Origin of the sequence: Streptacidiphilus sp. PB12-B1b (assembly GCF_014084125.1) — a bacterium.
Taxonomy (GTDB): domain Bacteria; phylum Actinomycetota; class Actinomycetes; order Streptomycetales; family Streptomycetaceae; genus Streptacidiphilus.
Map to the genome: position 1 here is coordinate 2062054 of NZ_CP048405.1, position 26876 is coordinate 2088929.

At 73.1% G+C, this 26876-nt stretch carries 20 protein-coding genes; 19 read left to right on the top strand and 1 reads right to left on the bottom strand.

What is annotated here, in order from left to right:
- Positions 1–12: 12 nt before the first annotated feature.
- The 13 genes from GXW83_RS09385 (at position 13) to GXW83_RS09445 (ending at position 14645) form a co-directional block, all read left to right on the top strand.
- Positions 13–1758 carry a UDP-N-acetylmuramoyl-L-alanyl-D-glutamate--2,6-diaminopimelate ligase gene (locus tag GXW83_RS09385; RefSeq protein ID WP_182442619.1) on the top strand — a complete coding sequence of 582 codons (1746 nt, stop codon included), beginning with the start codon at positions 13–15 and terminating at the stop codon, positions 1756–1758.
- Between the two features lie 7 nt (positions 1759–1765).
- Positions 1766–3190, top strand: a complete 1425-nt coding sequence (gene murF / locus GXW83_RS09390) for a UDP-N-acetylmuramoyl-tripeptide--D-alanyl-D-alanine ligase (protein WP_182442620.1) — start codon at positions 1766–1768, stop codon at positions 3188–3190.
- A 62-nt stretch (positions 3191–3252) separates the two neighbouring features.
- On the top strand, positions 3253–4314 hold the full coding sequence (mraY, locus tag GXW83_RS09395) for a phospho-N-acetylmuramoyl-pentapeptide-transferase (RefSeq protein WP_182447193.1): 1062 nt from the start codon (positions 3253–3255) through the stop codon (positions 4312–4314).
- The gene (gene murD, locus GXW83_RS09400; RefSeq protein ID WP_182442621.1) at positions 4299–5765 is read left to right on the top strand and encodes a UDP-N-acetylmuramoyl-L-alanine--D-glutamate ligase; all 1467 of its coding nucleotides are present in this window, start codon (positions 4299–4301) and stop codon (positions 5763–5765) included. Before mraY ends, murD begins: the two co-directional genes overlap by 16 nt.
- A 63-nt stretch (positions 5766–5828) precedes the next feature.
- Positions 5829–7274 carry a putative lipid II flippase FtsW gene (gene ftsW, locus GXW83_RS09405; protein WP_182442622.1) on the top strand — a complete coding sequence of 482 codons (1446 nt, stop codon included), beginning with the start codon at positions 5829–5831 and terminating at the stop codon, positions 7272–7274.
- A 5-nt stretch (positions 7275–7279) separates the two neighbouring features.
- Entirely contained in the window at positions 7280–8374 is a 1095-nt protein-coding gene (gene murG, locus GXW83_RS09410; RefSeq protein ID WP_182442623.1) for an undecaprenyldiphospho-muramoylpentapeptide beta-N-acetylglucosaminyltransferase, read from the top strand.
- A complete protein-coding gene (locus GXW83_RS09415) occupies positions 8367–9173 on the top strand; it encodes a cell division protein FtsQ/DivIB (protein ID WP_182442624.1) in 807 nt (268 codons plus the stop codon). Before murG ends, GXW83_RS09415 begins: the two co-directional genes overlap by 8 nt.
- A gap of 275 nt (positions 9174–9448) precedes the next feature.
- On the top strand, positions 9449–10663 hold the full coding sequence (gene ftsZ / locus GXW83_RS09420; protein ID WP_182442625.1) for a cell division protein FtsZ: 1215 nt from the start codon (positions 9449–9451) through the stop codon (positions 10661–10663).
- A gap of 23 nt (positions 10664–10686) precedes the next feature.
- Positions 10687–11427 (top strand): peptidoglycan editing factor PgeF, encoded by a 741-nt coding sequence (gene pgeF, locus GXW83_RS09425; protein WP_182442626.1) that lies wholly within the window; start codon positions 10687–10689, stop codon positions 11425–11427.
- Positions 11424–12209 carry a YggS family pyridoxal phosphate-dependent enzyme gene (locus tag GXW83_RS09430; RefSeq protein WP_182442627.1) on the top strand — a complete coding sequence of 262 codons (786 nt, stop codon included), beginning with the start codon at positions 11424–11426 and terminating at the stop codon, positions 12207–12209. The genes pgeF and GXW83_RS09430 overlap by 4 nt, the downstream gene beginning before the upstream one ends.
- 170 nt (positions 12210–12379) lie before the next feature.
- The gene (locus GXW83_RS09435) at positions 12380–12955 is read left to right on the top strand and encodes a cell division protein SepF (RefSeq protein ID WP_182442628.1); all 576 of its coding nucleotides are present in this window, start codon (positions 12380–12382) and stop codon (positions 12953–12955) included.
- Positions 12956–13062: 107 nt separating this feature from the next.
- Positions 13063–13347 (top strand): YggT family protein, encoded by a 285-nt coding sequence (locus tag GXW83_RS09440; RefSeq protein WP_182442629.1) that lies wholly within the window; start codon positions 13063–13065, stop codon positions 13345–13347.
- Between the two features lie 47 nt (positions 13348–13394).
- Complete coding sequence (locus GXW83_RS09445) at positions 13395–14645, top strand: DivIVA domain-containing protein (RefSeq protein ID WP_182442630.1); 1251 nt, start codon at positions 13395–13397, stop codon at positions 14643–14645.
- Positions 14646–14910: 265 nt separating this feature from the next.
- On the opposite strand, the gene ileS is transcribed toward GXW83_RS09445, so the two are convergent.
- A complete protein-coding gene (gene ileS, locus GXW83_RS09450; RefSeq protein WP_182442631.1) occupies positions 14911–18084 on the bottom strand; it encodes an isoleucine--tRNA ligase in 3174 nt (1057 codons plus the stop codon).
- Between the two features lie 563 nt (positions 18085–18647).
- On the opposite strand from ileS, the gene GXW83_RS09455 reads away from it, so the two are divergent.
- From GXW83_RS09455 to GXW83_RS09475, 6 genes are all read left to right on the top strand, one after another.
- On the top strand, positions 18648–19172 hold the full coding sequence (locus GXW83_RS09455) for a TraR/DksA family transcriptional regulator (RefSeq protein WP_225446863.1): 525 nt from the start codon (positions 18648–18650) through the stop codon (positions 19170–19172).
- Positions 19173–19363: 191 nt separating this feature from the next.
- Positions 19364–19981 carry a signal peptidase II gene (gene lspA, locus GXW83_RS09460; RefSeq protein ID WP_182442633.1) on the top strand — a complete coding sequence of 206 codons (618 nt, stop codon included), beginning with the start codon at positions 19364–19366 and terminating at the stop codon, positions 19979–19981.
- A gap of 50 nt (positions 19982–20031) precedes the next feature.
- Positions 20032–20970: an RluA family pseudouridine synthase gene (locus GXW83_RS09465; RefSeq protein WP_182442634.1), complete on the top strand. Its 939-nt coding sequence runs from the start codon at positions 20032–20034 to the stop codon at positions 20968–20970.
- 99 nt (positions 20971–21069) lie between these two features.
- Entirely contained in the window at positions 21070–22662 is a 1593-nt protein-coding gene (locus tag GXW83_RS09470) for a Na+/H+ antiporter (protein ID WP_182442635.1), read from the top strand.
- Positions 22663–22983: 321 nt separating this feature from the next.
- Positions 22984–23811 (top strand): AMP-binding protein, encoded by an 828-nt coding sequence (locus GXW83_RS35305; RefSeq protein WP_370466617.1) that lies wholly within the window; start codon positions 22984–22986, stop codon positions 23809–23811.
- A complete protein-coding gene (locus GXW83_RS09475) occupies positions 23742–26828 on the top strand; it encodes a Pls/PosA family non-ribosomal peptide synthetase (RefSeq protein WP_370466618.1) in 3087 nt (1028 codons plus the stop codon). The genes GXW83_RS35305 and GXW83_RS09475 overlap by 70 nt, the downstream gene beginning before the upstream one ends.
- Positions 26829–26876: the final 48 nt, after the last annotated feature.

Below are 26876 nucleotides of genomic sequence, written 5' to 3' on the forward strand. Positions count from 1 at the left end.
GAGGGTACTGGTATGAACTCCGTCACACCGTCCGAGGGCGGACGGTCCGGCGAGGAGCCGGGCCGGGTGGCCGGATCGGCCCCGGGGGGCCCCTCGCTTGGCCCCGGGCAGGTCGGTACGGGTAACCTCACCGCCGTGCCCTCACGTGATCAGGAGCCCCTCCCCAGCACGGCTGCGGCGGAGAGCCGTTCCAGCTCCCCGCCCCGCCCGGCCGACCCGCGCCCGGTCCCGCTCGCCGAGGTGGCGGCGCTGCTCGGGCTCCCCGAGGCGGCGGAGCGGGCCTCCTCCCCGGCGGTGACCGGCATCACCCACGACTCCCGCGCGGTGCGCCCCGGCGACCTGTACGCGGCCCTGCCGGGCGCGCACGCGCACGGCGCGGACTTCGCCGCCCAGGCCGCCGGGCGCGGCGCGGTGGCGCTGCTGACCGACGCCGAGGGCGCCCGCCGGGCGGCCGGCTGCGGACTGCCGCTGCTGGTGGTGGAAGAGCCGCGGGCCCGGGTGGGCGCCCTGGCCGCCGCCCTGTACGGCAGCCCCGCCGAGGAGCTGCTGTCCATCGGGGTCACCGGCACCAACGGCAAGACCACCACCGCCTACCTGGTGGAGGGCGGCCTGCGGGCGGCGGGCCGGTTCCCCGGCCTGCTCGGCACGGTGGAGATGCGCGTCGGCGACCGGCGCATCAAGAGCGAGCGCACCACCCCCGAGGCCACCGACCTGCACGCGGTGCTCGCGGTGATGCGCGAACAGGGCGCGGACGCCCTGGTGATGGAGGTCTCCAGCCACGCCCTGGTGTTCGGCCGGGTCGACGGCGTGGTCTACGACGTCGCGGTGTTCAACAACCTGACGCCGGAGCACCTGGACTTCCACCCCGACATGGAGGACTACTACCGGGCCAAGGCGGGCCTGTTCGAGCCCCGCCGCTCGCGCCTGGGCGTGGTCAACCTGGACGACCCCTACGGCCGCCGGCTGGCCGGCGAGGCGGGCGTCCCGGTCGTCGGCTACTCGGCCACCGGAGATCCGGCCGCCGACTGGCGGGCCGAGGACGTCCAGCTCGGACCGGCCGGATCGACCTTCCGGGTGGCCGGGCCTGACGGCGCGTCCGCCGACGCCTCGGTCGCCCTGCCCGGGCCCTTCAACGTCGCCAACGCGCTGGCCGCGATCACCGCCCTGGTCTGCGCCGGGCTGCCGTTGGAGGCGGCCGCCGCGGGCGTCGCCGGGGTGGTCGGGGTGCCCGGGCGGATGGAGCGGGTGGACGTCGGGCAGCCGTACGTCGCCGTGGTCGACTACGCGCACAAGCCCGACGCGCTGGAGGCCGCGCTGCGCTCGCTGCGCGAGGTGACCAAGGGCCACGTGCACGTGGTCATCGGCTGCGGCGGGGACCGCGACCCGTTCAAGCGCGGCCCGATGGGCGCCATCGCCGCCCGCTACGCCGACACCGCCGTCCTCACCAGCGACAACCCCCGCTCGGAGGATCCGCTGGCGATCCTGGCCGCCATGTTCGAGGGCGTGGTCGAGGTGCCCGAGGCGGAGCGCGGCGCGGTCCTGGTCGAGCCGGACCGGGCCCGGGCGGTCGCCGCCGCCATCGCCCTGGCCCACGCCGGGGACTGCGTGCTGGTGGCGGGCAAGGGCCATGAACTCGGCCAGTACGTGCGCGACGAGATCCGACCCTTCGACGACCGTGCGGTGCTGCGCGAGGCGATGCTGAGGTCGGGCCCGACCATTGACGCCGTGCTCCCGCTGCACGGCGACGCCAAGGAGTAGAGCCAACGTGATCCCGCTGACCCTCGCCGAGGTGGCCCAGGCCACCGGCGGGACCCTGTACGACACGCCCGACCCGCAGGCACCGGTCACCGGCCCGGTGGTGCACGACTCCCGCACGGTGGAGCCGGGTTCGCTCTACGTCGCCGTCGTCGGCGAGCGCGTGGACGGCCACGACTACGCGGCCTCGGCGGTCGCCGACGGCGCGGTGGCGGTCCTGGCCTCCCGCCCGGTCGGCGTGCCCGCCGTGGTCGTCGAGGACGTCCTGGACGCCCTCGCCCGGCTGGCCCGCGCGGTCACCGCGCGCGCCACCGGCACCACCGTGATCGGCCTGACCGGCTCGGCCGGGAAGACCAGCACCAAGGACCTGATCGCGCAGCTGCTCGGCCGGGTGGGCTCCACGGTCTTCACCCAGGGCTCCTTCAACAACGAGATCGGCTTCCCGATCACCGCGCTGCGGGTGGAGCCCTCCACCCGCTTCCTGGTGCTGGAGATGGGCGCCCGGGGCAAGGGCCACATCGCCGAGCTGACCGCGATCACCCCGCCCCGGATCGGCCTGGTGCTCAACGTCGGCACTGCCCACATCGGCGAGTTCGGCGGCCGCGAGGCCATCGCCGAGGCCAAGGGCGAGCTGGTGGAGTCGCTCACCGCCGAGGGCGTCGCGGTGCTGAACGCGGACGACCCGCTGGTGCGGGCGATGGCCTCGCGCACCAAGGCCCGGGTGGTCTGGTTCGGCGAGTCCGAGCAGGCGCACGTGCGCGCCCAGGACGTCCGATTGGACGCATCCGGACGCGCCCGCTTCACCCTGGTCGCACCGGGCGGTTCCGCGCCGGTCGCCCTGCGGCTCTACGGTGAGCACCATGTCTCCAACGCGCTTGGCGCCGCCGCCGTGGCCCTGGAGTGCGGGCTGGGCGTCGCCGAGACGGCCGCCGCGCTCGGCGAGGCCGGGAGCCTGTCCCGGTGGCGGATGGAGCTGACGGAGCGTCCGGACGGCGTCACGGTCATCAACGACGCCTACAACGCCAACCCCGACTCGATGCGGGCCGCCCTGCGGGCGCTCGCGGCGATCGGAGGCAGGGGGCCCGGGGCCCGCCGTACCTGGGCGGTCCTGGGGGAGATGCGGGAACTCGGCGAGGACTCCCTCGACGAGCACGACGCGGTGGGCCGGCTGGCGGTGCGGCTGAACATCACCACGCTGGTGGCGGTGGGCGGCAGGGAAGCAGCCTGCATGGAGCTGGGCGCGAGGAACGAAGGTTCGTGGGGTGAGGAGTCGGTGCTGGTGTCCAACGCGGATGCGGCGATCGGGTTGTTGCGTGAGCAAGTCGGGCCGGGGGACGTGGTGCTGGTGAAGGCATCGCGTTCGGTCGGTCTGGAACGGGTCGCCGAGGCGCTGCTCGCCGACGTGCCCGGTGCGGTGGACGGAGCCTCCTCGTGAGTCACGTCCTTGCGGGGCCCGGCCCCGCGATGGTCGAACTGGCGTCCTCCAGCAGTTCGCCGATGCGGCAGATCCTCTTCGCCGCGGCCTTCGCCCTGGTGCTGTCGCTGGTCGGCACCCCGGTGCTGATCCGGATCCTGGCCAAGCACGGCTACGGCCAGATGATCCGCGACGACGGCCCCAAGGCGCACCACAGCAAGCGCGGCACCCCCACCATGGGCGGCATCGCGTTCATCCTGGCCACCCTGGTGGCCTACGGGATGACCAAGGCCATCGTCGGCTCCATGCCCTCGGCCTCGGCGCTGCTGGTGCTGTTCCTGTTCACCGGCATGGGCCTGGTGGGCTTCCTGGACGACTACATCAAGATCGTCAAGCAGCGCTCGCTGGGCCTGCGGGCCAAGGCCAAGATGGCCGGGCAGCTGATCGTCGGCATCGTCTTCGCGGTCGGCTCGCTGAACTTCGCCGACTCCCAGGGCACCACCCCGGCCTCGACCGACCTCTCCTTCGTCCGCGACTTCGCCTGGTCGCTCGGCCCGGTGCTGTTCGTGCTGTGGGCCATCTTCATGATCCTGGCCATGTCCAACGGGGTGAACCTGACGGACGGTCTGGACGGCCTGGCCACCGGCGCGTCGGTGATGGTGTTCGGCGCCTACGTCTTCATCGGCATCTGGGAGTACGGCGAGACCTGCAGCTCGGCCACGACCGCCGGAGCCAACTGCTACCAGGTCAGCAGCCCGCTGGACCTGGCCGTGGTCGCCGCCGCGCTGATGGGCGCCTGCTTCGGCTTCCTGTGGTGGAACACCTCGCCCGCCAAGATCTTCATGGGCGACACCGGCTCGCTGGCCCTCGGCGGCGCCCTGGCCGGGCTCGCCATCTGCTCGCACACCGAGATGCTGCTGGCCATCCTGGGCGGCCTGTTCGTGCTGATCACCCTCTCGGTGATCATCCAGGTCGGCTCCTTCCGGATGACCGGCAAGCGGGTCTTCAAGATGGCCCCGCTCCAGCATCACTTCGAGCTCAAGGGCTGGTCCGAGGTGCTGATCGTGGTCCGCTTCTGGATCATCCAGGGCCTGTGCGTCGCCGTCGGCCTGGGCATCTTCTACGCCGGATGGGTGGCCTCGTGACGACCGGTCACCGGCCGGAGTGGCCGCAGGCGGACGACTGGAAGGACCTCCCGGTCACCGTCGCCGGCCTGGGCATCTCCGGCGTGCCCGCCGCCAGGGTCCTGGCCGGGCTCGGCGCCCGGGTCACCGTGGTGGACGGCGGCGACGGCCCCCGGCAGCAGGCGCACGCCGCCGAGCTGCGGGCGCTCGGCGTCACCGTCCGGCTCGGCGACGGCGCGAGCCTGCCCGAGGGTGTCCGACTGGTCGTCACCACCCCCGGCTGGCCGCCCAGCAGCCCGCTGTTCCTGGCCGCCGAGGCGGCCGGGGTGCCGGTCTGGGGCGACGTCGAGCTGGCCTGGCGGCTGCGCCGGCCGCTGGAGTCCACCGGCGAGCCCGCCCCCTGGCTGGCCGTCACCGGCACCAACGGCAAGACCACCACCGTGCGGATGCTGGCCTCCATCCTCGGCGCGGCCGGGAAGCGCACCGCCGCCGTCGGCAACGTCGGCGTCTCGGTGCTGGACGCGGTCCTGGCCGAGGAGCCGTACGACGTCCTCGCCGTGGAGCTGTCCAGCTTCCAGCTGCACTGGGCGCCCTCGCTGCGCCCGCACTCGGCGGTGGTGCTCAACCTCGCCGCGGACCACCTCGACTGGCACGGCTCGATGCAGGCGTACGCCGCCGACAAGGGCCGGATCTACGAGGGCAACACGGTCGCCTGCGTCTACAACACCGCCGACCCGGCCACCGAGGAGCTGGTCCGCGCGGCCGACGTGGTGGAGGGCTGCCGGGCGGTCGGCTTCACCCTCGGCGCGCCCGGCCCCGGCCAGTTCGGCGTCGTCGACGGCCTGCTGGTCGACCGCGCCTTCGCGCCCGACTACCACCGCAACGCCGCCGAGCTGGCCTCGGTGGACGACGTCCGGCCCGCGGCGCCGCACAACATCGCCGACGCCCTGGCCGCCGCCGCCCTGGCCCGGGCGTACGGCGTCGAGCCCCGCGCCGTCCGCGACGGCCTGCGCGCCTTCCGGCCGGACGCCCACCGGATCGCGCAGGTCGCCGAGGTCGACGGGGTCGTCTGGGTGGACGACTCCAAGGCCACCAACCCGCACGCCGCCGCCGCCTCGCTGGCCGCCTACCGGCCGGTGGTCTGGATCGCCGGGGGCCTGGCCAAGGGCGCCGACATGGACGAGCTGGTGGCCGGCGCCGCCGACCGGCTGCGCGGCGCGGTGCTGATCGGCGCCGACCGCTCGCTCATCCGCGCGGCGCTGGCGCGACACGCCCCCGAGGTCCCGGTCATCGAGCTGCCCGACGGACAGACTGGTGCACCGGCGATGGCCGCCGCCGTCCACGCGGCGGCCGGGCTCGCCCAGCCCGGCGACACCGTGCTGCTCGCCCCGGCCTGCGCCTCGATGGACATGTTCGCCGACTACGGCGAGCGCGGCGACCTCTTCGCCGCCGCCGCCCGCGCGCTGGCCTAGGGGCGACCGGCCCGGACCGCACGTACCAGCCCGAACCGCACGTACCAGGGGAGAGGGGACGCCGTGCCAGGGACCGGCGACGGCCGAGCCAGGGTCCGCCCGGCGGACCGCCCCGCCGCCGGGCGCGCCGGAGCCGCCCGGCCCGGGCGCCGCGGCGGCGCGCAGCCGGGCGCCCGGCCCGCCGCCGGTCGCCCGGCCCGGGCCGCCCTCCCGCAGCAGACCAGCGTCGCGGTGTTCCGCTCCCGCAGCGGCCTCGGCCGCCCGGGAGCCGCCTGGGCCCGCTTCCAGCGCGGCTTGGCCCGCCCGCTGACGCCGTACTACCTGCTGCTGGGCTCCTCCGCGATGATCCTCAGCCTCGGCCTGGTGATGGTGTTCTCCGCCTCCCAGATCGAGGCCCGCAACGACGGCCTGCCGTTCGCGTACTTCTTCGAGAAGCAGCTCACCTCGGTGCTCATCGGCAGCGGCCTGATGTACGTCGCCGCCCGGATGCCGGTGCGGCTGCACCGCGCGCTGGCCTACCCGCTGCTGCTGGCGGTGATCGCGCTGCTGGTGCTGGTCGCCCTGCCGGGCGTCGGCACCTCCGTCAACGGCAACCGCAACTGGATCCGGCTGGGCGGCCCGGTCCAGATCCAGCCCTCCGAGTTCGCCAAGCTCGCCCTGGTGCTGTGGGGCGCCGACCTGCTGGCCCGCAAGCAGCAGCACAAGATGCTGGACCAGTGGAAGCACCTGCTCGTCCCGCTGGCGCCGATGGCGGTGCTGCTGCTCACCCTGGTGCTGGCCGGCGGCGACATGGGCACCGCGATGATCATCTGCGCGCTGCTGTTCGGGCTGCTGTGGATCTCCGGCGCCCCGCTGCGGCTGTTCGGCGCGGCTACCGCCGTCGCCCTCGGCTTCAGCGCCGCGCTGATCGTGCTGGTGCCGCACCGGCTCGGACGGCTCAACTGCATCGGCGCCACCCACATGCCCGCCGACGGCTCCTGTTGGCAGGCTGTTCACGGAGTGTACGCCCTGGCCACCGGCAGGCTGTTCGGCACCGGACTGGGCGCCAGCATCGAGAAATGGGGCCAACTCCCGGAGCCGCACACCGACTTCATCTTCGCGGTCACCGGCGAGGAGCTGGGCCTGGCGGGCACGCTGTCGGTGCTCGCCCTGTTCGCGGCACTAGGGTATGCGGGTATCCGCGTGGCGGAACGCACGAAGGACCCCTTCACCAGGTACGCAGCGGGAGCCGCCACCACCTGGATCATGGCCCAGGCCGTGATCAACATCGGTGCGGTGCTGGGACTTCTGCCCATTGCGGGCGTCCCGCTCCCGATGTTCTCCTACGGGGGTTCGGCGCTGCTCCCGGCCATGTTCGCGGTCGGTATGCTGCTCTGCTTCGCACGCAGTGAACCGGCCGCGAAGGCGGCCCTGGCCGCACGGAACAGAAGAGCTCGGGGCAGTCTCCTCGGTCTGCCCCAACGGACCATCGCGCGGTTCGGGAAGGCCCGGCAGCGCAGGGAGCGGTGACTCAGGTGCATGTCGTACTCGCCGGCGGGGGGACCGCCGGCCACATCGAGCCGGCGCTGGCCCTCGCGGACGCACTGCGCAGGGCCGATCCCTCGGTCGGCATCACGGCGCTCGGCACGGAGAGCGGGCTGGAGACCCGGCTGGTACCGGAACGCGGCTACGACCTCGCACTGATCCCCAAGGTCGCGCTGCCCCGCAAGGCCACCCCCGAGCTGATCACCCTGCCCGGGCGGCTGCGCGGCGCGGTCAAGGCCGTCCAGGACGTCCTGGAGCGCACCCGGGCCGACGCCGTCGTCGGCTTCGGCGGATATGTCGCCATGTCGGCCTATTACGCCGCCAAGCGCTCCGGGGTGCCGATCGTGGTGCACGAGGCCAACGCCCGGCCCGGGGTGGCCAACCGGTACGGCGTCCGCTGCACCGACTTCGTCGCGGTCAGCACCCCCGACAGCAAGCTCCAGCACTCCCGCTACATCGGCATCCCGCTCCGCCGCACCATCGCCACCCTGGACCGCAACGCCGCCCGGCCCGAGGCCCGCGCCTACTTCGGCCTGGACCAGCGGCTGCCCACGCTGCTGGTCTCCGGCGGCTCCCAGGGCGCGCGCCGGCTCAACGAGACCGTCCAGGCCATCGCCCCGCGGCTGCAGCAGTACGGCGTGCAGATCCTGCACGCGGTCGGGCCCAAGAACGAGATCCCGCGGATCGACGACATCCCCGGCATGCCGCCCTACCGGGTGCTGCCGTACGTCGACCGGATGGACCTGGCCTACGCCGCCGCCGACATGATGCTCTGCCGGGCCGGGGCGATGACCGTCGCCGAGTTGGCCGCCGTGGGGCTGCCCGGCGCCTTCGTGCCGCTGCCCATCGGCAACGGCGAGCAGCGGCTGAACGCCCAGCCGGTGGTCCGGGCCGGGGGCGGACTGCTGGTCGAGGACGCCGAACTGACGCCCGAGTGGGTGCTGGGGCACCTGCTGCCGGTGCTCACCGATCCGCAGCGGCTCTGGGAGATGAGCCGGGCCGCCGCCGAGTTCGGCCGCCGCGACGCCGACGACCTGCTGGTCGGCATGGTGTACGAGGCGATCGCCGCCCGCCGCCGTGCCTGACCGCACCCGTCCGGCCCGATCCGCGCCGGTCTCCGCCGACCGCCCCGCCGACCGCCCCGCCGCGCGCGACGCGGCGGGGCCGGGCGGGCGGCTGCGGCTCTCCCGGCGCGGCTTCGCCGTCCTCGGGGCGCTGGTGGCGGGCCTGCTCGGCACGGTCTGCTGGCTGGTGTACTTCTCCTCGGTGCTGGACGTGCGGACGGTGCTGGTCAGTGGCACCCGGGTGCTGACCCGGGCTCAGGTGCTGGCGGCGGCCGAGGTCCCGCTGGGCGGCCCGCTGGAGCGGCTGGACACCGGGGCGGTGCAGGCCCGGGTGGTCAGCCGGCTGCCCCGGGCGGCCCGGGTGCAGGTCAGCACCTCGCTGCCGCACACCGTCCGGGTGCGGATCACCGAGCGGGTGGCGGTGGCGGCGGTCAGGGGCGCCGACGGCCGCTACACCCTGGTGGACCTCGCCGGGGTGCGCTTCGCCACCGGGCCGACACCGCCGCCGGGCGTGCCGGTGGTCGAACTCTCGCTCTCCCCGGCCGGGAGGGCCGCCCTGGCGGACTTCCCGGAGAGCGAGCTGGTGGACTCCGCAGTGCAGATCGCCAAGGCGCTGCCGCCCTCGGTCGCCCGGGCCACCAGTGCCGTCGTCGTCCATTCGTACGACGACATGGAATTGCAACTCGCAGGCGGCGCAACGGTTCTGTGGGGAAGTCCGGAAAGGGACGCACGCAAGGCGGTGGTGCTGGCCGCGCTGCTCAAGCAGAAGGCGGGCGGCTACGACGTCTCCGCGCCGGACGATCCGGCGCTGCGGGGCTGACGTCCGCCGGCCCGGATCGGCCGACCCGGCAATCCGGCAGGCCACCCCGGTTTCAACTACGGACGATTGATCACATAGGCTCACAAGAAAAATCGACAGGCTCGGCGTGTCCGTTGAATGGATTCGCCTGGAGACCTAGTGTCCTGTGACAGTAGATGATGGAAGAGTGACAGAGCATTAACCCTAAACCTCACGGTCAGGGTTCGGGTCCGGACCTCACGAGCAAGAGTTCCCGCCCCTTCGGCACCGTACATCCGAGGCGAGAGGCCTTCGACGTGGCAGCACCCCAGAACTACCTCGCAGTCATCAAAGTCGTCGGCATCGGCGGCGGTGGCGTCAACGCCATCAACCGGATGATCGAGGTCGGGCTCAAGGGCGTCGAGTTCATCGCGATCAACACCGATGCGCAGGCCCTGCTGATGAGCGACGCGGACGTCAAGCTCGACGTCGGCCGCGAGCTCACCCGGGGCCTCGGCGCCGGGGCCAACCCCGATGTCGGCGCCAAGGCGGCCGAGGACCACCGCGAGGAGATCGAGGAGGTCCTCAAGGGGGCCGACATGGTCTTCGTCACCGCCGGCGAGGGCGGCGGCACCGGCACCGGCGGTGCGCCCGTCGTGGCCAACATCGCCCGCTCGCTGGGCGCGCTCACCATCGGCGTCGTGACCCGCCCGTTCACCTTCGAGGGGCGCCGCCGCGCCAACCAGGCCGAGGACGGCATCGCGCAGCTGCGCGAAGAGGTCGACACGCTGATCGTGATCCCCAACGACCGGCTGCTGTCGATCTCCGACCGCCAGGTCTCGGTGCTGGACGCGTTCCGCTCCGCCGACCAGGTGCTGCTCTCCGGCGTCCAGGGCATCACCGACCTGATCACCACTCCGGGCCTGATCAACCTGGACTTCGCCGACGTCAAGTCGGTCATGTCGGACGCCGGTTCGGCGCTGATGGGGATCGGCTCCGCCCGGGGCGAGGACCGGGCCAAGGCCGCGGCCATCATGGCGATCTCCTCCCCGCTGCTGGAGGCCTCCATCGACGGCGCGCGCGGCGTGCTGCTCTCCATCTCCGGCGGCTCCGACCTCGGCCTGTTCGAGATCAACGAGTCCGCGCAGCTGGTGGCCGAGGCGGCGCACCCCGAGGCGAACATCATCTTCGGCGCGGTCATCGACGACGCGCTCGGCGACGAGGTCCGGGTGACCGTCATCGCGGCCGGGTTCGACGGCGGCCAGCCGCCGACCATCGTCCGCGAGCCGGTGGTCCGCTCCAGCCCGGCGCAGACCCCGGCGCCCGAGCGGCCGAGCGAGTTCAACCGCTCCGGTTCGACCGCGGCCGGGCGCAGCGTGCACACCATCGGCAGCGTGCCGCGCGCCGAGGAGCAGCCCCCGGCGCCGCCGCGGCACACCGAGCCCCAGGTGGTGCCGCACGTTCCGCAGACCCGCCCGCCGTACGTGGACTCGCCGGCCGAGGAGCTGGACGTCCCGGACTTCCTGAAGTAGCGGCAGCCAGTAGGCTGATCTGCATGATCGGCCAGCACAGCAGTAGCGACCGTGCTCACTTCGCCTTCACCGACCGGTGGGGCGGGGTGAGCACGTCGCCGTTCCAGGAGCTGAACCTCGGCGGCGCGGTGGGGGACGACCCGGCCGCCGTCCGGGAGAACCGCCGGTCGGCGGCGGCGGCGCTCGGGCTGGACCCGCAGGACGTGGTCTGGATGAACCAGGTGCACGGGCGGGAGGTCGCGGTGGTGACCGGGCGTCAGCCGGAGGGCTCGGCTCCGCGGGTGGACGCGCTGGTCACGGCGGTTCCGGGGCTGGCGCTGGCGGTGCTGACCGCCGATTGCGTGCCGGTGCTGCTGGCCGATCCGGTGGCCGGGGTGGTCGCGGCGGCGCACGCCGGGCGGCCCGGACTGGCCGCGGGCGTGGTGCCGGCGGCGGTGGCGGCCATGGTGGAGGCGGGCGCGGAGCCCGGGCGGATCACCGCCGCGATCGGTGCTTCCGTCTGCGGGCGGTGCTACGAAGTGCCTACGGCGCTCCACGACGAGATCAGTGCTCTCGAACCCGACACCCGCTCGCAGACCAGCTGGGGCACCCCGGCGCTGGACCTCCCGGCCGGGGTCCGCGCCCAACTCGCCCGCCTCGGCGTGAGCGTGCGGCCCGAGCCGCACATCTGCACGCTGGAGTCGGCGGACCACTTCTCCTACCGACGCGAGCAGCGCACCGGCCGTCTCGCCGGCTACGTCTGGCTGGAAGGCGACCGTTCATGACCGACGGCCAGAACGGCTCCGGCGCCGACGAGTCGGCGCGCCGGGAGCAACTCCGCGCCAACCTCGCCTCCGTGGAGCAGCGCATCGCCGCCGCGTGCGCCGCCGCCGGGCGCTCGCGCGACGAGGTCACCCTGGTGGTGGTCACCAAGACCTACCCGGCCTCGGACGTCAAGCTGCTCTCCGGCCTCGGAGTTGAGGATGTCGCCGAGAACCGCGATCAGGATGCGGCACCAAAGGCCGAGGAATGCAGCGGACTCAATCTCAGCTGGCATTTTGTCGGCCAATTGCAGACAAATAAGGTCCGCTCCGTTCTCAGGTACGCCGACCGAGTGCATTCGGTGGACCGGCTGAGACTGATCGAAGCCCTCTCCGCCGGAGTCCTGAAAGCGGAACGGGAACCATTGGGCTGCCTCATCCAGGTCGATCTCGGCGGCGAATCCGGGGGCAGTGGTTCCGGTGCCCCGGAATCCGCTTCCGGCCCCGGCCGCGGCGGCGCCCGCCCGGCCGACGTCCCGGACCTGGCCGCGGCCCTGGCTTCCGCGCCAGGCCTGCGACTTGACGGTGTGATGGCGGTGGCCCCGCTGCGCGGCCCGATGGCCGGCCGCCCGGACCTCGCTTTCGCCCGGCTCGCGGAAATCTCATCCCGTGTACGGGAGGTGCATCCTGCTGCCACGATGGTCTCCGCAGGGATGAGCGGGGACCTGGAACAGGCCATCGCGGCCGGAGCGACACATGTGCGCGTCGGAACGGCGGTACTGGGTGCGCGGCCACCCCTCGGGTAACGTCACCGGGTAGAAGATCAGATCGCAGAACAAATCAGGACAAGTAGGAATCTCCCCTTCATCAAAGGGGCAGACCGTGGATCGTGGAACCACTCCGCCGCACTGAGCGACATCCGACGGGGCGCGTACCGGTGACAGAGTCGATCCACCACAGAGCGGAGGACAGGAGTATGGCCGGCGCTGTGCGCAAGATGGCGATCTACCTCGGCCTCTTGGAGGACGATGGCTACGACGTCCAGAGTTACGACCCGGACGACGAGGACTACGGCCCCGAGCCCGAGCCGCTGCGGACCGGACGCACCGAGGAGGTGCCCCGACCCGTCCCCGCGCCCACCGCGCCGGCCGCTTTCGTGGCGCCCATGCGCTCCGAACCGAGGATGGCTCCAGTGTCGTCCATCACACCAGAACGTCGACATGTCGAGAAGAGCGCCCCGGTGATCATGTCCAAGGCCGCGTCCGAGCGCGAGCCCTACCGCATCACGACACTGCACCCAAGGACCTACAACGAGGCCCGTACCATCGGGGAACACTTCCGCGAAAGTACCCCCGTGATCATGAATCTCACGGAGATGGACGACACGGATGCCAAACGCCTCGTAGACTTCGCGGCTGGACTGGTCTTCGGCCTCCATGGAAGCATCGAGCGCGTGACACAGAAAGTGTTCCTGCTCTCTCCTGCTAACGTCGATGTCACGGCGGAGGACAAGGCCAGGATTGCCGAGGGTGGGTTCTTCAACCAGAGCTGACCCGAGCAGGACGACACGTGTGGATCACGTGACGCCGGGTAGCGATCAACTTGCTCCCGGCGGGCGGGCGGAGGACCGGATGGATCGAGCGGACGAGGGGAGCGGCGGTGAACGTCGTATGGCAGGTGCTGTACATCGTGCTGTACTGCTTCCTCGGCGTTCTGCTCGCCCGTCTGGTGATGGACTGGGTGCGCCAGCTGGCCCGCGACTGGCAGCCCGGCCGCGCGATGATCGTGGTGCTGGAGTGCATCTACACCGTCACCGATCCGCCACTCAAGTTCCTGCGGCGGCACATCCCGCCGCTGCGGCTTGGGAGCGTGGCGCTCGACCTGTCCTTCCTCGTACTGATGATCACTGTGTTTTTCCTGATCGCCGTCGTGGAGGTTCTGTGAACCACGCAGACGTCCGGCAGTCCGAACGATCACGTTGAGGTGAAGAGATGCCATTGACCCCCGAGGACGTGCGGAACAAGCAGTTCACGACCGTCCGCCTCCGCGAAGGCTATGACGAGGACGAGGTCGATGCCTTCCTCGACGAGGTCGAAGGAGAGCTGACGCGACTGCTCCGCGAGAACGAGGACCTGCGCGCGAAGCTCGCCGCGGCCACTCGCGCGGCCGCCCAGAACCAGCAGAACCTGCGCAAGGAACAGGACCAGCACCAGCGGTCCGGCCCGCCGGTCCCGGCCGCCATATCCGGCCCGCCGGTCCCGCAGCAGGGCATGCCGCCGCAGATGCAGCAGCAGGGCCAGATGCAGCAGGGACAGCAGCAGATGGGCCAGCAGCAGCAGATGGGCCACCCCGGCCCGCCGCAGCTGCCGAGCGCCCCGCAGCTCCCCGGCGCCCCGCAGCTCCAGGGCCCGCCGCAGCTCCAGGGCGGCACCATGGGCGGCCAGCAGGGCTTCGTCGGCCAGATGGGCCAGCCGCAGCAGATGGGCGGTCAGCTCCAGCCGATGCAGCAGCAGATGCCGCCGCAGATGCAGCAGATGCAGCAGCCGCCGTTCCCGCAGCAGCAGAGCCCCGGTGGCGACAGCGCCGCGCGCGTCCTGGGCCTGGCCCAGCAGACCGCCGACCAGGCGATCGCCGAGGCCCGCTCCGAGGCCAACAAGATCGTCGGCGAGGCCCGCAGCCGCGCCGAGGGCCTGGAGCGCGACGCCCGTGCCAAGGCGGACGCCCTGGAGCGGGACGCCCAGGAGAAGCACCGCGTCGCCATGGGCTCGCTGGAGTCGGCCCGCGCCACGCTGGAGCGCAAGGTCGAGGACCTGCGTGCCTTCGAGCGTGAGTACCGGACGCGCCTGAAGTCCTACCTGGAGACCCAGCTGCGCCAGCTGGAGTCGCAGGCGGACGACTCGCTCGCCCCCTCGCGCCAGCCCGCGACGGCCTCGCTTCCCCCGGCGTCGATCCCGCAGCCCGCGATGACCCCGGTCGGCGCCTCGCCCATGGGCGGCGGCCAGACCTTCGGCGGCCAGCAGGGCGGCTTCGGCGGCGGTGGCGGTCAGACCTTCGGCGGCCAGCCGAGCTTCGGCGGCAACAACTTCAACGCCGGCGGCCAGCAGCACCAGAGCGCCGGCGGCCAGCAGCAGATGGCTCCGGCGATGACCCAGCCGATGGCCGCGGTCCGTCCGCAGCCCCCGCTGCAGCAGGCCCCGCAGCCCATGCGCGGCTTCCTGATCGACCAGGACGACGAGGGCTGACCTGCACCCGCAGGCGCTGACCCCGCTCGGGACCAGGGCTGACCGCTTCCCAGCCGGCCAGCCCCGCCGATCCTGACGCCCTGACCCGCTCGCCCCCTGCCGGAACGTTCCGGCAGGGGGCGAGGGCGTTCCCGGCCCGAAAAGCTCCGCAAGCCGCAGGCCGCAAGCCGCAAGCAGCGGGCGCGCAGGCGCCGAGGGCGGCGGGCCGGTGGAGGGTTCCACCGGCCCGCCGCCGTCGGGCACGGCCGCCGGACCCGGCCCGGCGTCAGACCTTGCGCAGCCAGAAGGTCAGCCCGAGCGCCTCGTCGGTGAAGGCCGCCGGCTCGGCCCAGTCCGGGCCGCCCTCGGCGAAGTCCGTGGCCAGCACCTCGTCGGCGATCAGTCCGGCGTGCGCGGCCAGGGCCTCGACCGTGGCGGCCTCGGTGCCGGTGTAGCGCAGCACGATCCGGTCGGCGACGTCCAGGCCGCTGTTCTTGCGGGCCTCCTGGACCTGCCGGATGGCGTCCCGGGCGAGCCCGGCCAGCCGCAGCTCCGGGGTGATGTGCAGGTCCAGCGCCACCGTCGCGCCGGACTCGTTGGCCACCGCCCAGCCCTCGCGCGGGGTCTCGGTGATGATCACCTCGTCCGGCGTCAGCTCCACCGGCGCGCCGTCCAGCTGGACGGTGGCGCTGCCGGTCGCGCGCAGGGCGGCGGCCAGCTCGGCGGCGTCGGCGGCGGCGACCGCCTTGGCCACCTCCTGCACGCCCTTGCCGAAGCGCCGGCCGAGCGCCCGGAAGTTGGCCTTCGCGGTGGTGTCCACCAGCGAGCCCTCGCCCGGCTCCGCCGAGGAGTCCCCGCTGACGGCCGACAGCGGCTCCAGCGCGGTGACGTTCAGCTCCTCGGCGATCTGCGCCAGCAGCTCGGCGGGCAGCTCCTCGTAGCCCTGGGCGGCGATCAGCGCCCGCGACAGCGGCTGCCGGGTCTTCACGCCGGAGTCGGCGCGGGTGGCCCGGCCGAGTTCCACCAGTCGGCGGACCAGCGCCATGTGCCGGGAGAGCCCGGTGTCGATCAGGGCCTCGTCGGCCACCGGGAAGTCGGCCAGGTGGACCGAGGCCGGGGCGGCCGGCTCCACCGGGACGACCAGGTCCTGCCAGACCCGCTCGGTGATGAAGGGGGTGAGCGGGGCCATCAGCCGGGTCACCGTCTCCAGCGCCTCGTGCAGCGTCCGCAGGGCCGCCGGCTCGCCCTGCCAGAAGCGGCGGCGTCCGCGCCGGACGTACCAGTTGGAGAGGTCGTCGACGAAGGCCGAGAGCAGCTTGCCGGCGCGCTGGGTGTCGAAGGCGTCCAGCGCCGCGTCCACCTCGCGGACCAGGATGTTCAGCTCGGACAGCAGCCAGCGGTCCAGCAGCGGCCGCTCGGCCGGGAGCGGGTCCTGCGCGGAGGGGGCCCAGCCGGCGGTGCGGGCGTACAGGGCCTGGAAGGCGACCGTGTTCCAGTAGGTCAGCAGGGTCTTGCGGACCACCTCCTGGATGGTGTTGTGGCCGACCCGGCGCGCCGACCAGGGCGAGCCGCCGGCCGCCATGAACCAGCGCACCGCGTCCGCGCCGTGCTGGTCCATCAGCGAGATGGGCTCCAGGATGTTGCCCAGGTGCTTGGACATCTTCCGGCCGTCCTCGGCCAGGATGTGGCCCAGGCAGACGACGTTCTCGTACGAGGACTTGTCGAAGACCAGGGTGCCGACCGCCATCAGCGTGTAGAACCAGCCGCGGGTCTGGTCGATGGCCTCGGAGATGAACTGCGCCGGGTAGCGCTTCTCGAACAGGTCGGCGTTCTTCAGCGGGTAGCCGTACTGCGCGAACGGCATGGAGCCCGAGTCGTACCAGGCGTCGATGACCTCGGGCACCCGGACCGCCGGGGCCGAGCAGGTGGTGCAGGGGAAGGTGACCTCGTCGATGTACGGGCGGTGCGGGTCCAGGTCGGACAGGTCGCGGCCGGTCAGCTCGGACAGCTCGGCCAGCGAGCCGACGCAGGTGAGGTGGGACTCCTCGCAGCGCCAGATCGGCAGCGGGGTGCCCCAGTAGCGGTTCCGCGACAGCGCCCAGTCGATGTTGTTGTTCAGCCAGTCGCCGAAGCGGCCGTACTTGACCGTCTCCGGGAACCAGTTGGTGCCCTCGTTCTCCCGCAGCAGCGCGTCCTTGACGGCGGTGGTGCGGACGTACCAGGAGGGCTGCGCGTAGTAGAGCAGTGCGGTGTGGCAGCGCCAGCAGTGCGGGTAGCTGTGCTCGTAGGGCACGTGCCGGAACAGCCGGCCGCGCGCCTGCAGGTCGGCGACCAGGGTCTCGTCGGCCTTCTTGAAGAACTGCCCGCCGACCAGCGGCAGGTCGGGCTCGAAGGTGCCGTCGGCCAGCACCGGGTTGACCATGGGCAGGCCGTAGGCGCGGCAGGTGGCGAGGTCGTCCGCGCCGAAGGCCGGGGCCTGGTGCACCAGGCCGGAGCCGTCCTCGGTGGTGACGTACTCGGCGTTGACGACGTAGTGCGCGCCGTCGACCGGGACCAGCTCGAACGGCCGCTCGTAGCTCCAGCGCTCCATCTCGGCGCCGGTGAAGCGCTCGCCGGTGGCCTCCCAGCCCTCGCCCAGCACCTTGCCCAGCAGCGGTTCGGCCACCACCAGCCGCTCGGTGCCGTCGGTGGCGACGACGTAGTCCACCCCGGGGTGGGCGGCGACGGCCACGTTGGAGACCAGCGTCCACGGCGTGGTCGTCCACACCAGCAGCGAGGCGCCGGGCCCGCCGTCGCCGCCGGCCAGCGGGCCGGAGGTGAGCGGGAAGCGGACGAAGACGGACGGGTCCACCACGGTCTCGTAGCCCTGGGCCAGCTCGTGGTCGGACAGGCCGGTGCCGCAGCGCGGGCACCAGGGCGCCACCCGGAAGTCCTGGACCAGCAGCCCCTTGTCGAAGATCTGCTTCAGCGACCACCACACCGACTGGATGTAGTCCGGGTCCATGGTGCGGTAGGCGTCGTCCAGGTCGACCCAGTAGCCCATCCGGTCGGTCAGCGCGGCGAAGGCGTCGGTGTGCCGGGTCACCGACTCGCGGCACCTGGCGTTGAACTCGGCGACGCCGTACGCCTCGATGTCCTGCTTGCCGGAGAAGCCCAGCTCCTTCTCGACGGCCAGCTCCACCGGCAGCCCGTGGCAGTCCCAACCGGCCTTGCGGGCGACGTGGTGGCCCTTCATGGTCTTGTAGCGGGGGAAGACGTCCTTGAAGACCCGGGCCTCGATGTGGTGCGCGCCGGGCATGCCGTTGGCGGTCGGCGGGCCCTCGTAGAAGACCCACTCGGGTCGGCCCTCGGACTGCTCCAGGCTGCGCTGGAAGACCTTGTTCTCCTGCCAGAAGGAGAGGATGCCGTGTTCCAGCGCGGGCAGGTCCACCTGGGCGGGTACGGGGCGATACTGGGTCATCTGGGTCGTCCTCCGGCGGGCGCGTGGGTGCGGCGTTCAGCATTCGCTTCCGACGGAGGGACGAGGCCGACGGCCCCGCGGTACCACCCTCCTTGGCCGCGCGCGTGCGCACGGCCCCCTCATTAGGGGTGCTGCCGGTTCTACTCGGCCCGGGCGGGGCCTTTCCTCCGACGGCTCCGGGGTGATCTTCCCGCTGTGCACACCCCCAGGCTTCCACCGGCCCTGGGTCGCTCTCGGCTGCGTACGGCGGTACTCGTCCCCATCCACGCCTTGCGCGGCCAGTCTATAGGGCCGGGCAAGCCGGTTTCCGCTCCGGCGGCGGCCCCGTGCGCCGGGCGACGCGCCGGTAACGATGACCGGTGGCGATTATCGGGTGACGTTCTGGGCACACATCCGTGGAGTAAGCCATGGGGTGTGCTGCGGTATGTCTCATTGTGATGACGTTTGTCACGCATTATCTTTCCGGCACTGAACCGTTGCGGCGTGAAGGGGTCTGAGGCATGGCGGACAAGGCAAGAAGCGGGGCTGCTCGCGCACGCCGGACCGGGGCGTCCGGTACGTCCGTGGCCGAGCCGGGCGAGTCGGTCGCAGTGCGGCGCAAGACCGGGGCGGCCACCGCCAAGCCGGCCGCGGGCCGGGCCAGGGCGGTCGCGGCGCCGGTGGCCGTGCCGGTGGCGTCGGCCGACGCCGCGCCCGGCGCGCTGCCGGTGCGCCCGGGGGAGGACCCCTGGACCGACGCCGAGGTGGCCGAGCTGCAGCAGGAGCTGGACAGCGAGGCGGCCCGGCTGCGGACCGAGATCCAGACCTCCGAGGAGGCCGTCAGCGGGCTGATGCGCGACTCCGGCGACGGCGCGGGCGACGACCAGGTGGACGCGGGGACCAAGAACATCTCCCGCGAGCACGAGCTGTCGCTGGCGGCCAACGCCCGGGAGATGCTGGAGCAGACCGAGCGGGCGCTGGCCCGGCTCGCCGGCACCGGCTTCGGCCTGTGCGAGTCCTGCGGTCAGCCCATCGGCAAGGCCCGGGTGCAGGCGTTCCCCAGGGCGACGCTGTGCGTGCAGTGCAAGCAGAAGCAGGAGCGCCGGTAGCGCGGCGGGCCCGGCGGAGGAGCGGCGGAGGAGCGGCGAAGCGGGGAGGCTGAGCGGCGTACGGCGGCGCGGGCCGCGGCCCCTCCTCCCCTCCCTGGGGCGAGGCTGTGCCGTAGGCTCAAGGACGAAGGTCCACCCGACTCGCTGCAGCGGAGCGCATCATCAGTACCCCAGGTTTCCAGAAGGCCCCGATGGGCGGGGCCCCGTCGGCCGCCGACGGCGCGGAGTCGGCAGCGGTCGGCGTGCGGCGCAGGCGCAGGGTCGGCGTGCTGCTGTCGGTGGCGCTGCTCGCGTACCTGCTCGACCTCGGCAGCAAGCTGCTGGTGGTCGCCCGGCTGGAGGACCACAACCCGATCCGCATCGCGGGCACCTGGGTGATGCTGCAGGCCACCCGCAACCCGGGTGCGGCGTTCGGTATGGGCGCGGCGATGACGATCGTCTTCACCATCATCGCCACCACGGTGGTCGTGGTGATCTGCCGGCTGGCCCGCAAGCTCTACAGCCTGCCCTGGGCGATCGCGCTGGGCCTGCTGCTCGGCGGGGCCTTCGGCAACCTCACCGACCGGATCTTCCGCTCCCCGGCCGTGTTCCGCGGGGCGGTGGTGGACTTCATCTCGGTGAAGCACTTCGCTGTGTTCAACCTGGCCGACTCGGCCATCGTCTGCGGCGGCATCCTGGTGGTCGTCCTGTCCTTCCTGGGCACCAACCCGGACGGCTCGGTGCAGGGCTCCGCCCAGGCGCCCGCCGACGGTGGCGCGGAGCCCGGGGCCGGGCCCGGCCCCGGCGGGAGCGCCGAGCGGGACGCCTGACGCCGAGGCTCGTGGCGGGCGTCGCGGCCGCCGTCCGGCATACTCGTCCAGTGACCACCGATCCTCAGCTCCGCAGCCTGCCCGTGCCCGACGGCCTCGAAGGCGAGCGCGTCGACGCCGCCATCGCCCGGATGTTCGGGTTCTCCCGCACCAAGGCCGCCGAACTGGCGGCCGAGGGCAAGGTGACCGTGGACGGCTCGACGGTGGGCAAGTCGGACCGGGTGATCGCCGGCTCCTGGATGGAGGTCGAGATCCCCGCCCCGCCCGCCCCGGTGCAGATCGTCGCCGAGCGCATCGACAACATGCCCGTCGTCTACGACGACGAGCACTTCGTGGTGGTGGACAAGCCGGTCGGCGTCGCCGCCCACCCCAGCCCCGGTTGGACCGGCCCGACCGTCATCGGCGGCCTGGCCGGCGCGGGCTACCGCATCTCCACCTCCGGCGCGTCCGAGCGCCAGGGCGTGGTGCACCGGCTGGACGTGGGCACCTCCGGGCTGATGGCGGTCGCTAAGTCCGAGGCGGCCTACACCTCGCTGAAGCAGCAGTTCCGCGACCGGGTGGTGGAGAAGAAGTACAACGCGCTGGTCCAGGGCCACCCGGACCCGATGTCCGGCACCGTGGACGCGCCGATCGACCGCCACCCCAGCAGCGACTGGAAGTGGGCCGTGGTCGCCAACGGCAAGCCCTCGGTCACCCACTACGACCTGATCGAGGCGTACCGGGCGGCCTCGCTGCTCGACATCAAGCTGGAGACCGGCCGCACCCACCAGATCCGGGTGCACATGTCGGCGCTGCGCCACCCCTGCGTCGGCGACCTGACCTACGGCGCCGACCCGACGCTGGCCAAGCGGCTGGGCCTGACCCGGCAGTGGCTGCACGCGGTCGAGCTGGGCTTCGAGCACCCGGCCACCGGCGAGTGGGTGCAGTTCCGCAGCGAGTACCCGGAGGACCTGGCCCGCGCGCTGCGGATCATCAGCGCCGAGAGCTGAGCGGCTACCTGGACGGCGGTACTCCGTACCGCACGATGCCCGTGCCGCTGGCAGGCTGAAGGCGACAGCGGTCCGCTGGGAGAGGAGCGTCCGGGGGCGATGACGCAGCTCATCCTGCTCTTCTGCGTGCTGCTGGCGGCGATCGTCAGCACCCCGGTGGCCGAGCGGGTCGGGGTGCCGCAGCCGGTGCTGATGACGCTGATCGGCATCGTGCTGGCGGTCCTGCCCTTCGTGCCCAACGTCACCATCGCGCCGGACCTGATCCTGCCGCTGGTGCTGCCGCCGCTGATCTACGCCGCCGCGCAGCGCTCCACCACCCGCTACTTCCGTGCCAACTCCCGGGTGATCCTGCTGCTGGCGGTGTTCCTGGTGCTGGTCACCACCGCCGCGGTGGCGCTGGCCTGCCACTGGATCGTGCCCGCGCTGCCGGTGGGCGCGGCGATCGCGCTGGGGGCGCTGGTCTCCCCGCCGGACCCGATCGCGGCGGCGGCCGTGGCCAGCAGCGTCGGGCTGCCGCGCCGGCTGATGGGCATCCTGGAGACCGAGGGCCTGTTCAACGACGTCACCGCGCTGGTGGTGTACGGGCTGGCGGTGGACGCCGTGGTCAAGGGCAGCTTCTCGACCCTGGAGGCGGTGGAGCGGCTGGTGCTGTCGGCGGTGCTGGCGGTGGTCCTCGGGGTGGGCCTGGGCTGGCTCAGCGGCAAGGTGATGGGGCTGCTGCACGATCCGACGCTGCAGGTGGCGCTGAGCCTGCTGGTGCCGTTCGCGGCGTACATCCTGGCCGACGAGCTGCACGGCTCGGGGATGCTGGCGGTGCTGGTCTGCTCGCTGTGGATCAACGACCAGACGGTCGGCGCGGACGACGTCGGCTACCGGCTGGTCGGCGAGGCGTTCTGGGACGTGGTGGAGCTGCTGATCTCCGGCATGGCCTTCGGGCTGATCGGCCTGGAGCTGGCCAGCGTGCTGTCCACGGTCGGCCGGCACTGGACCTCGATGATCGGCGACGCGGCCCTGGTGATCGTGGTGGTGGTGGGCGTCCGGCTGCTGTGGCTGCTGCCCGGGGCCTGGGTCACGCACAGCTGGGACCGGGCCCGCGGCGTCCGGGAGGAGGCGGCGCCGATCGGCTGGCGGGAGTCGGTGGTGCTGTGGTGGTCCGGGATGCGCGGGGTGGCCTCGGTGGCGCTGGCGCTGGCGCTGCCGTACACGGTGGACGGCGGCGGGGCCTTCCCGCAGCGCTCCGAGATCGTCTTCGTGGCCTTCTGCGTGGTGCTGTTCACCCTGCTGGTGCAGGGGCTGACGCTGCCCGCGGTGGTCCGCAGGCTCGGTCTGAGCCGGGATCAGGACGCCGAGGACGCGGCCGAGCGCCAGCTCTGGTACCGGGTCTCCAAGGCCGGGCTGCGCCGGTTGAAGGAGCTGGCCGCGGCCGAGGAGATCCCGGACGACCTGGTGGACCGGCTGAAGCAGCGTCAGACCGACCGGCTGGCCCGGCACCGGCCGGACATGTACGACGAGGAGCAGCAGCGCGAGCTGCGCGAACGGGTGTCCCGGGTCAAGCAGTTCGCCGAGGTGGAGCAGGCGATGCTGGCGGCCGGGCGGCAGGAGATGCAGGTGGCCCGGATGGAGCCGGGCGCCGATCCGGAGCTGGTGGACCGGGTGATCCGCAAACTGGACCTGCGCAGCAATCCGCGGTAGCCGGCCTGCCGCCTGTCCGTTTTGGAGATATTTTGCTTACTATGACTCTTTTGTGGTATAAATAGGACTCTGCCGGAGATCCGCCATGCCCGCAGTCGCCGCCGGTGTGTCCGGAGTGTGTCGTGGGTCTCATTTGCGGATTTTCCCGACGGTCCGTCAAAAACAGCTGACGGACCGTCAAGAGTGAGCTGCGGCAACGCCCCTATGTGGTGACGGTACGTCAGAAAAGCTCTGCTGGGCCGCCGTTGTGAGGCTCCGTCCGATGTCGCCGACGCCGCGCGCGACGTAGCATCGATCGGGTCGTTGACGAGATGAGGACCCATGACCACGGCCGTGTACCGCTCCGCAGTTGAGCTGGACGCCGCACCCAGCGGGCTCGCCCTGTTCTCCGGGGGGCCGACGCCCGCGCCGCGCACCCTGCTCGACATCCTCGACGCCACCACCCGCGACCACCCCCACGAGCCCGCGCTGGACGACGGCCGCACCGTGCTGACCTACCGGGCGCTGGCCGCTGAGGTCGACACCCTGCGCGCCGCCCTCGCCGCCGCCGGGGTCGGCGTCGGCGACCGGGTCGGCATCCGCGTCCCCTCCGGGACCACCGACCTGTACGTCGCCATCCTGGCCGTCCTCGCCGCCGGGGCCGGCTACGTCCCGGTCGACGCCGAGGACCCGGACGAGCGGGCCGCGCTGGTCTTCGGGGAGGCCCGGGTCTGCGCCGTGGTCGGCGCCGACCGCCGGATCACCCCCGCCGCCCCGGCGCACGGCGCCCCCGGCCGGCCCGGCCCGGACGACGACGCCTGGATCATCTTCACCTCCGGCTCCACCGGCAAGCCCAAGGGCGTCGCCGTCACCCACCGCAGCGCCGCCGCCTTCGTCGACGCCGAGTCCGCCCTGTTCCAGCAGGAGGAGCCGCTCGGCCCCGGCGACCGGGTGATGGCCGGGCTGTCCGTGGCCTTCGACGCCTCCTGCGAGGAGATGTGGCTGGCCTGGCGCTACGGCGCCTGCCTGGTCACCGTCCCCGGGCGCAGGTCCGCAGCGGCGCCGACCTCGGCCCGTGGCTGGTCGAGCAGGAGATCACCGTGGTCTCCACCGTGCCCACCCTGGCCGCCCTGTGGCCCGCCGACGCCCTCGGCGACGTCCGGCTGCTGATCTTCGGCGGCGAGGCCTGCCCGCCCGAGCTGGCCGAGCGGCTGGCCACCGAGGGCCGCGAGGTGTGGAACACCTACGGCCCCACCGAGGCCACCGTGGTCGCCTGCGCCGCCCCGCTCACCGGTACGGCCCCGGTCCGCATCGGCCTGCCGCTGAACGGCTGGGAGCTGGCCGTGGTGGACGCCGAGGGCCAGGTCGTGCCCATGGGCGAGAGCGGCCAGTTGGTCATCGGCGGCGTCGGCCTGGCCCGCTACCTCGACCCGGAGAAGGACGCCGCCACCTACGCCCCGCTGGAGGCCACCGGCTGGGAGCGCGCCTACCGCAGCGGCGACCTGGTCCTGGCCCAGCCCGAGGGCCTGGTCTTCCTCGGCCGCGCCGACGAGCAGATCAAGCTCGGCGGCCGGCGCATCGAACTCGGCGAGGTCGACGCCGCCCTGCAGGCCCTGCCCGGCGTCACCGGCGGCGCCGCCGCCGTCCGCACCGCCCGCGGCGGCAACCAGCTGCTCGTCGGCTACCTGGTCACCGCCGAGGGCTTCGACCGCGCCGCCGCCGTCGAGCGGCTGCGCGCCGAGCTGCCGTCCACCATGGTGCCGCTGCTCACCCAGGTGGACGAGCTGCCGGTGCGCACCTCCGGCAAGGTCGACCGCAACGCCCTGCCCTGGCCGCTGCCCGCCCTGGACCAGCCCGGCGACGCCGAGCAGCTCTACGGCACCGAGGCCTGGCTGGCCGAGCAGTGGACGCAGGTCCTGGGCATGCCCGTGGCCGACGCCGGGGCCGACTTCTTCGCCAGCGGCGGCAGCAGCCTCGGCGCCGCCCAGCTGGTCACGCTGATCCGGCAGCGCTACGCCCAGGCCGCCGTCAGCGACATCTACCAGCACCCGGTCCTGAGCGACCTGGCCGCCAAGCTCGCCGCCTCCGCCGAGGACACCGGCGCCGTCCGTGAGATCGCGCCCACCCCGCGCCGCGCCGGGCTGGTCCAGCTGCTGCTGACCGTCCCCCTGCTCACCGTCGTCGGCCTGCGTTGGACCGTCGCCCTGGCCGCGCTGTGCGCCGTCCTCGGCTGGGCCCCGGCCGCCTCCTGGTGGTGGATCGCCGCCGCGGCCGCCGTGCTGTGGACCCCGGTCGGACGCATCGCCATCGCCGCCGGCGGCGCCCGGCTGCTGCTGCGCGGCGTCCGGCCCGGCGAGCACCCCCGCGGCGGCGGCGTCCACCTGCGGCTGTGGGCCGCCGAGCGGCTCGCCGAGCTGAGCGGCGCCACCGACCTCTCCGGCGCCTGGCTGGTCCGCTACGCCCGCGCCCTGGGCGCCAAGATCGGCGACGACGTCGACCTGCACACCCTGCCGCCGGTCACCGGCTGGCTGCGGCTCGGCAAGGGCTGCGCGGTGGAGGCCGACGTCGACCTGGCCGGCTGGTGGCTGGACGGCGACGTCCTGCACCTCGGCCCGGTCCGGGTCGGCGCCGGCGCCACCGTCGGCACCCGCAGCATCCTCTTCCCGGGCGCCCGGGTCGGCAAGCGCGCCGAGATCGTCGCCGGCTCCGCCGTCACCGGGCAGGTCCCCACCGGCCAGCGCTGGGCCGGGGCGCCCGCCGCCAAGACCGGCCGGGCCGCCCACAACTGGCCCGGGCAGCGCCCGCCCCGCAAGACCCGCTGGGCGATGATGTACGGCGCCAGCGGCCTCGGCCTGACCCTCCTGCCGCTGGCGGCAGCCGCCGCCGGGATCGCCGTGCTGGCCGCGCTGTGGTCCGCCTCGGTCTGGCAGGTCGCCCTGGTCGCCGTGCCGGTCGCCACCGTCACCGGCGCGCTCGCCTACGCCGGGCTGGTCCTGGCCGCCGTTCGGCTGCTCGGCATCGGGCTGCGCACCGGCCACCACGCCCTGCACAGCCGCAACGCCTGGCAGGCGTGGACCGTGATCCAGCTGATGGACCTCGCCCGGGGCAGCCTCTTCCCGCTGTACGCCAGCACCCTCACCCCGTTCTGGCTGCGCGCGCTGGGCATGAAGGTCGGCCGCGGCGTCGAGGCGTCCACCGTGCTCGCCCTGCCCAGCATGACCACCGTCGGCGACGGCGCCTTCCTCGCCGACGACACCCTGATCGCCCCCTACGAGCTGGGCGGCGGCTGGCTGCGCATCGACGCCGCCGAGATCGGCGAACGCGCCTTCCTCGGCAACTCCGGGATGACCGCGCCCGGACGCAGCGTGCCCGACCGGGGCCTGGTGGGCGTGCTGTCCGCCACCCCCAAGAAGGCCAAGAAGGGCAGCTCCTACCTGGGCATGCCGCCGATGAAGCTGCCGCGCCGCGCCGACAAGGCCGACCAGGGCCTCACCTACGCCCCCTCCGCCCGGCTGCGCTGGAGCCGCGCCGCCGTCGAGGTGCTGCGGATCGTCCCGGTGATGCTCTCGGTCGGGCTGGCGCTGGGCGTGCTGGTCACGCTCCGGGCCCTCGCCGGGGCCGAGGGCTACGCTGTCGCCGCCCTGGCCTCCGGCGCGGTGCTGCTGGCCGCCGGGCTGCTCGCCTGCCTGGTCTCGCTGGCCGCCAAGTGGCTGCTGGTCGGCCGTTTCACCGCCGTCGAGCACCCGCTCTGGAGCGGGCACGTCTGGCGCAACGAGCTGGCCGACACCTTCACCGAGGTGCTGGCCGCGCCCTGGCTGCTGGGCGCGGTGCCCGGCAGCCCGCTGATGAACCTGTGGCTGCGCGGCCTCGGCGCGCACATCGGCACCGGCGTCTGGTGCGAGAGCTACTGGCTGCCCGAGGCCGACCTGGTCACCCTCGGCGACGGCGTCAGCGTCAACCGCGGCTGCGTGGTGCAGACCCACCTGTTCCACGACCGGATCATGCGGATGGACTCGGTCACCCTCCAGGAGGGTGCGACCCTGGGCCCGCACGGTATCGTCCTGCCCGGGACCACCATCGGGGCCCGCACCACCCTCGGCCCGGCGTCGCTGGTGATGCGCGGCGAGTCCGTGCCCGCGGACAGCCGCTGGCTGGGCAACCCCATCGCGGCCTGGCCACGCACCTGACCCGCGGCAGCACCGGCCGCGGAACCCCTGAACCACGTCGGAGCCGAT

What these genes read in the sequence shown, in the direction of transcription:
- GXW83_RS09385 (WP_182442619.1), top strand. Translation starts at nt 13, where the DNA reads ATGAACTCCGTCACACCGTCCGAGGGCGGACGGTCCGGCGAGGAGCCG.
- mraY (WP_182447193.1), top strand. Translation starts at nt 3,253, where the DNA reads ATGCGGCAGATCCTCTTCGCCGCGGCCTTCGCCCTGGTGCTGTCGCTG.
- murD (WP_182442621.1), top strand. Translation starts at nt 4,299, where the DNA reads ATGGGTGGCCTCGTGACGACCGGTCACCGGCCGGAGTGGCCGCAGGCG.
- pgeF (WP_182442626.1), top strand. Translation starts at nt 10,687, where the DNA reads ATGATCGGCCAGCACAGCAGTAGCGACCGTGCTCACTTCGCCTTCACC.
- GXW83_RS09430 (WP_182442627.1), top strand. Translation starts at nt 11,424, where the DNA reads ATGACCGACGGCCAGAACGGCTCCGGCGCCGACGAGTCGGCGCGCCGG.
- GXW83_RS09435 (WP_182442628.1), top strand. Translation starts at nt 12,380, where the DNA reads ATGGCCGGCGCTGTGCGCAAGATGGCGATCTACCTCGGCCTCTTGGAG.
- GXW83_RS09445 (WP_182442630.1), top strand. Translation starts at nt 13,395, where the DNA reads ATGCCATTGACCCCCGAGGACGTGCGGAACAAGCAGTTCACGACCGTC.
- ileS (WP_182442631.1), bottom strand. Translation starts at nt 18,084, where the DNA reads ATGACCCAGTATCGCCCCGTACCCGCCCAGGTGGACCTGCCCGCGCTG.
- lspA (WP_182442633.1), top strand. Translation starts at nt 19,364, where the DNA reads ATGGGCGGGGCCCCGTCGGCCGCCGACGGCGCGGAGTCGGCAGCGGTC.
- GXW83_RS09470 (WP_182442635.1), top strand. Translation starts at nt 21,070, where the DNA reads ATGACGCAGCTCATCCTGCTCTTCTGCGTGCTGCTGGCGGCGATCGTC.
- GXW83_RS35305 (WP_370466617.1), top strand. Translation starts at nt 22,984, where the DNA reads ATGACCACGGCCGTGTACCGCTCCGCAGTTGAGCTGGACGCCGCACCC.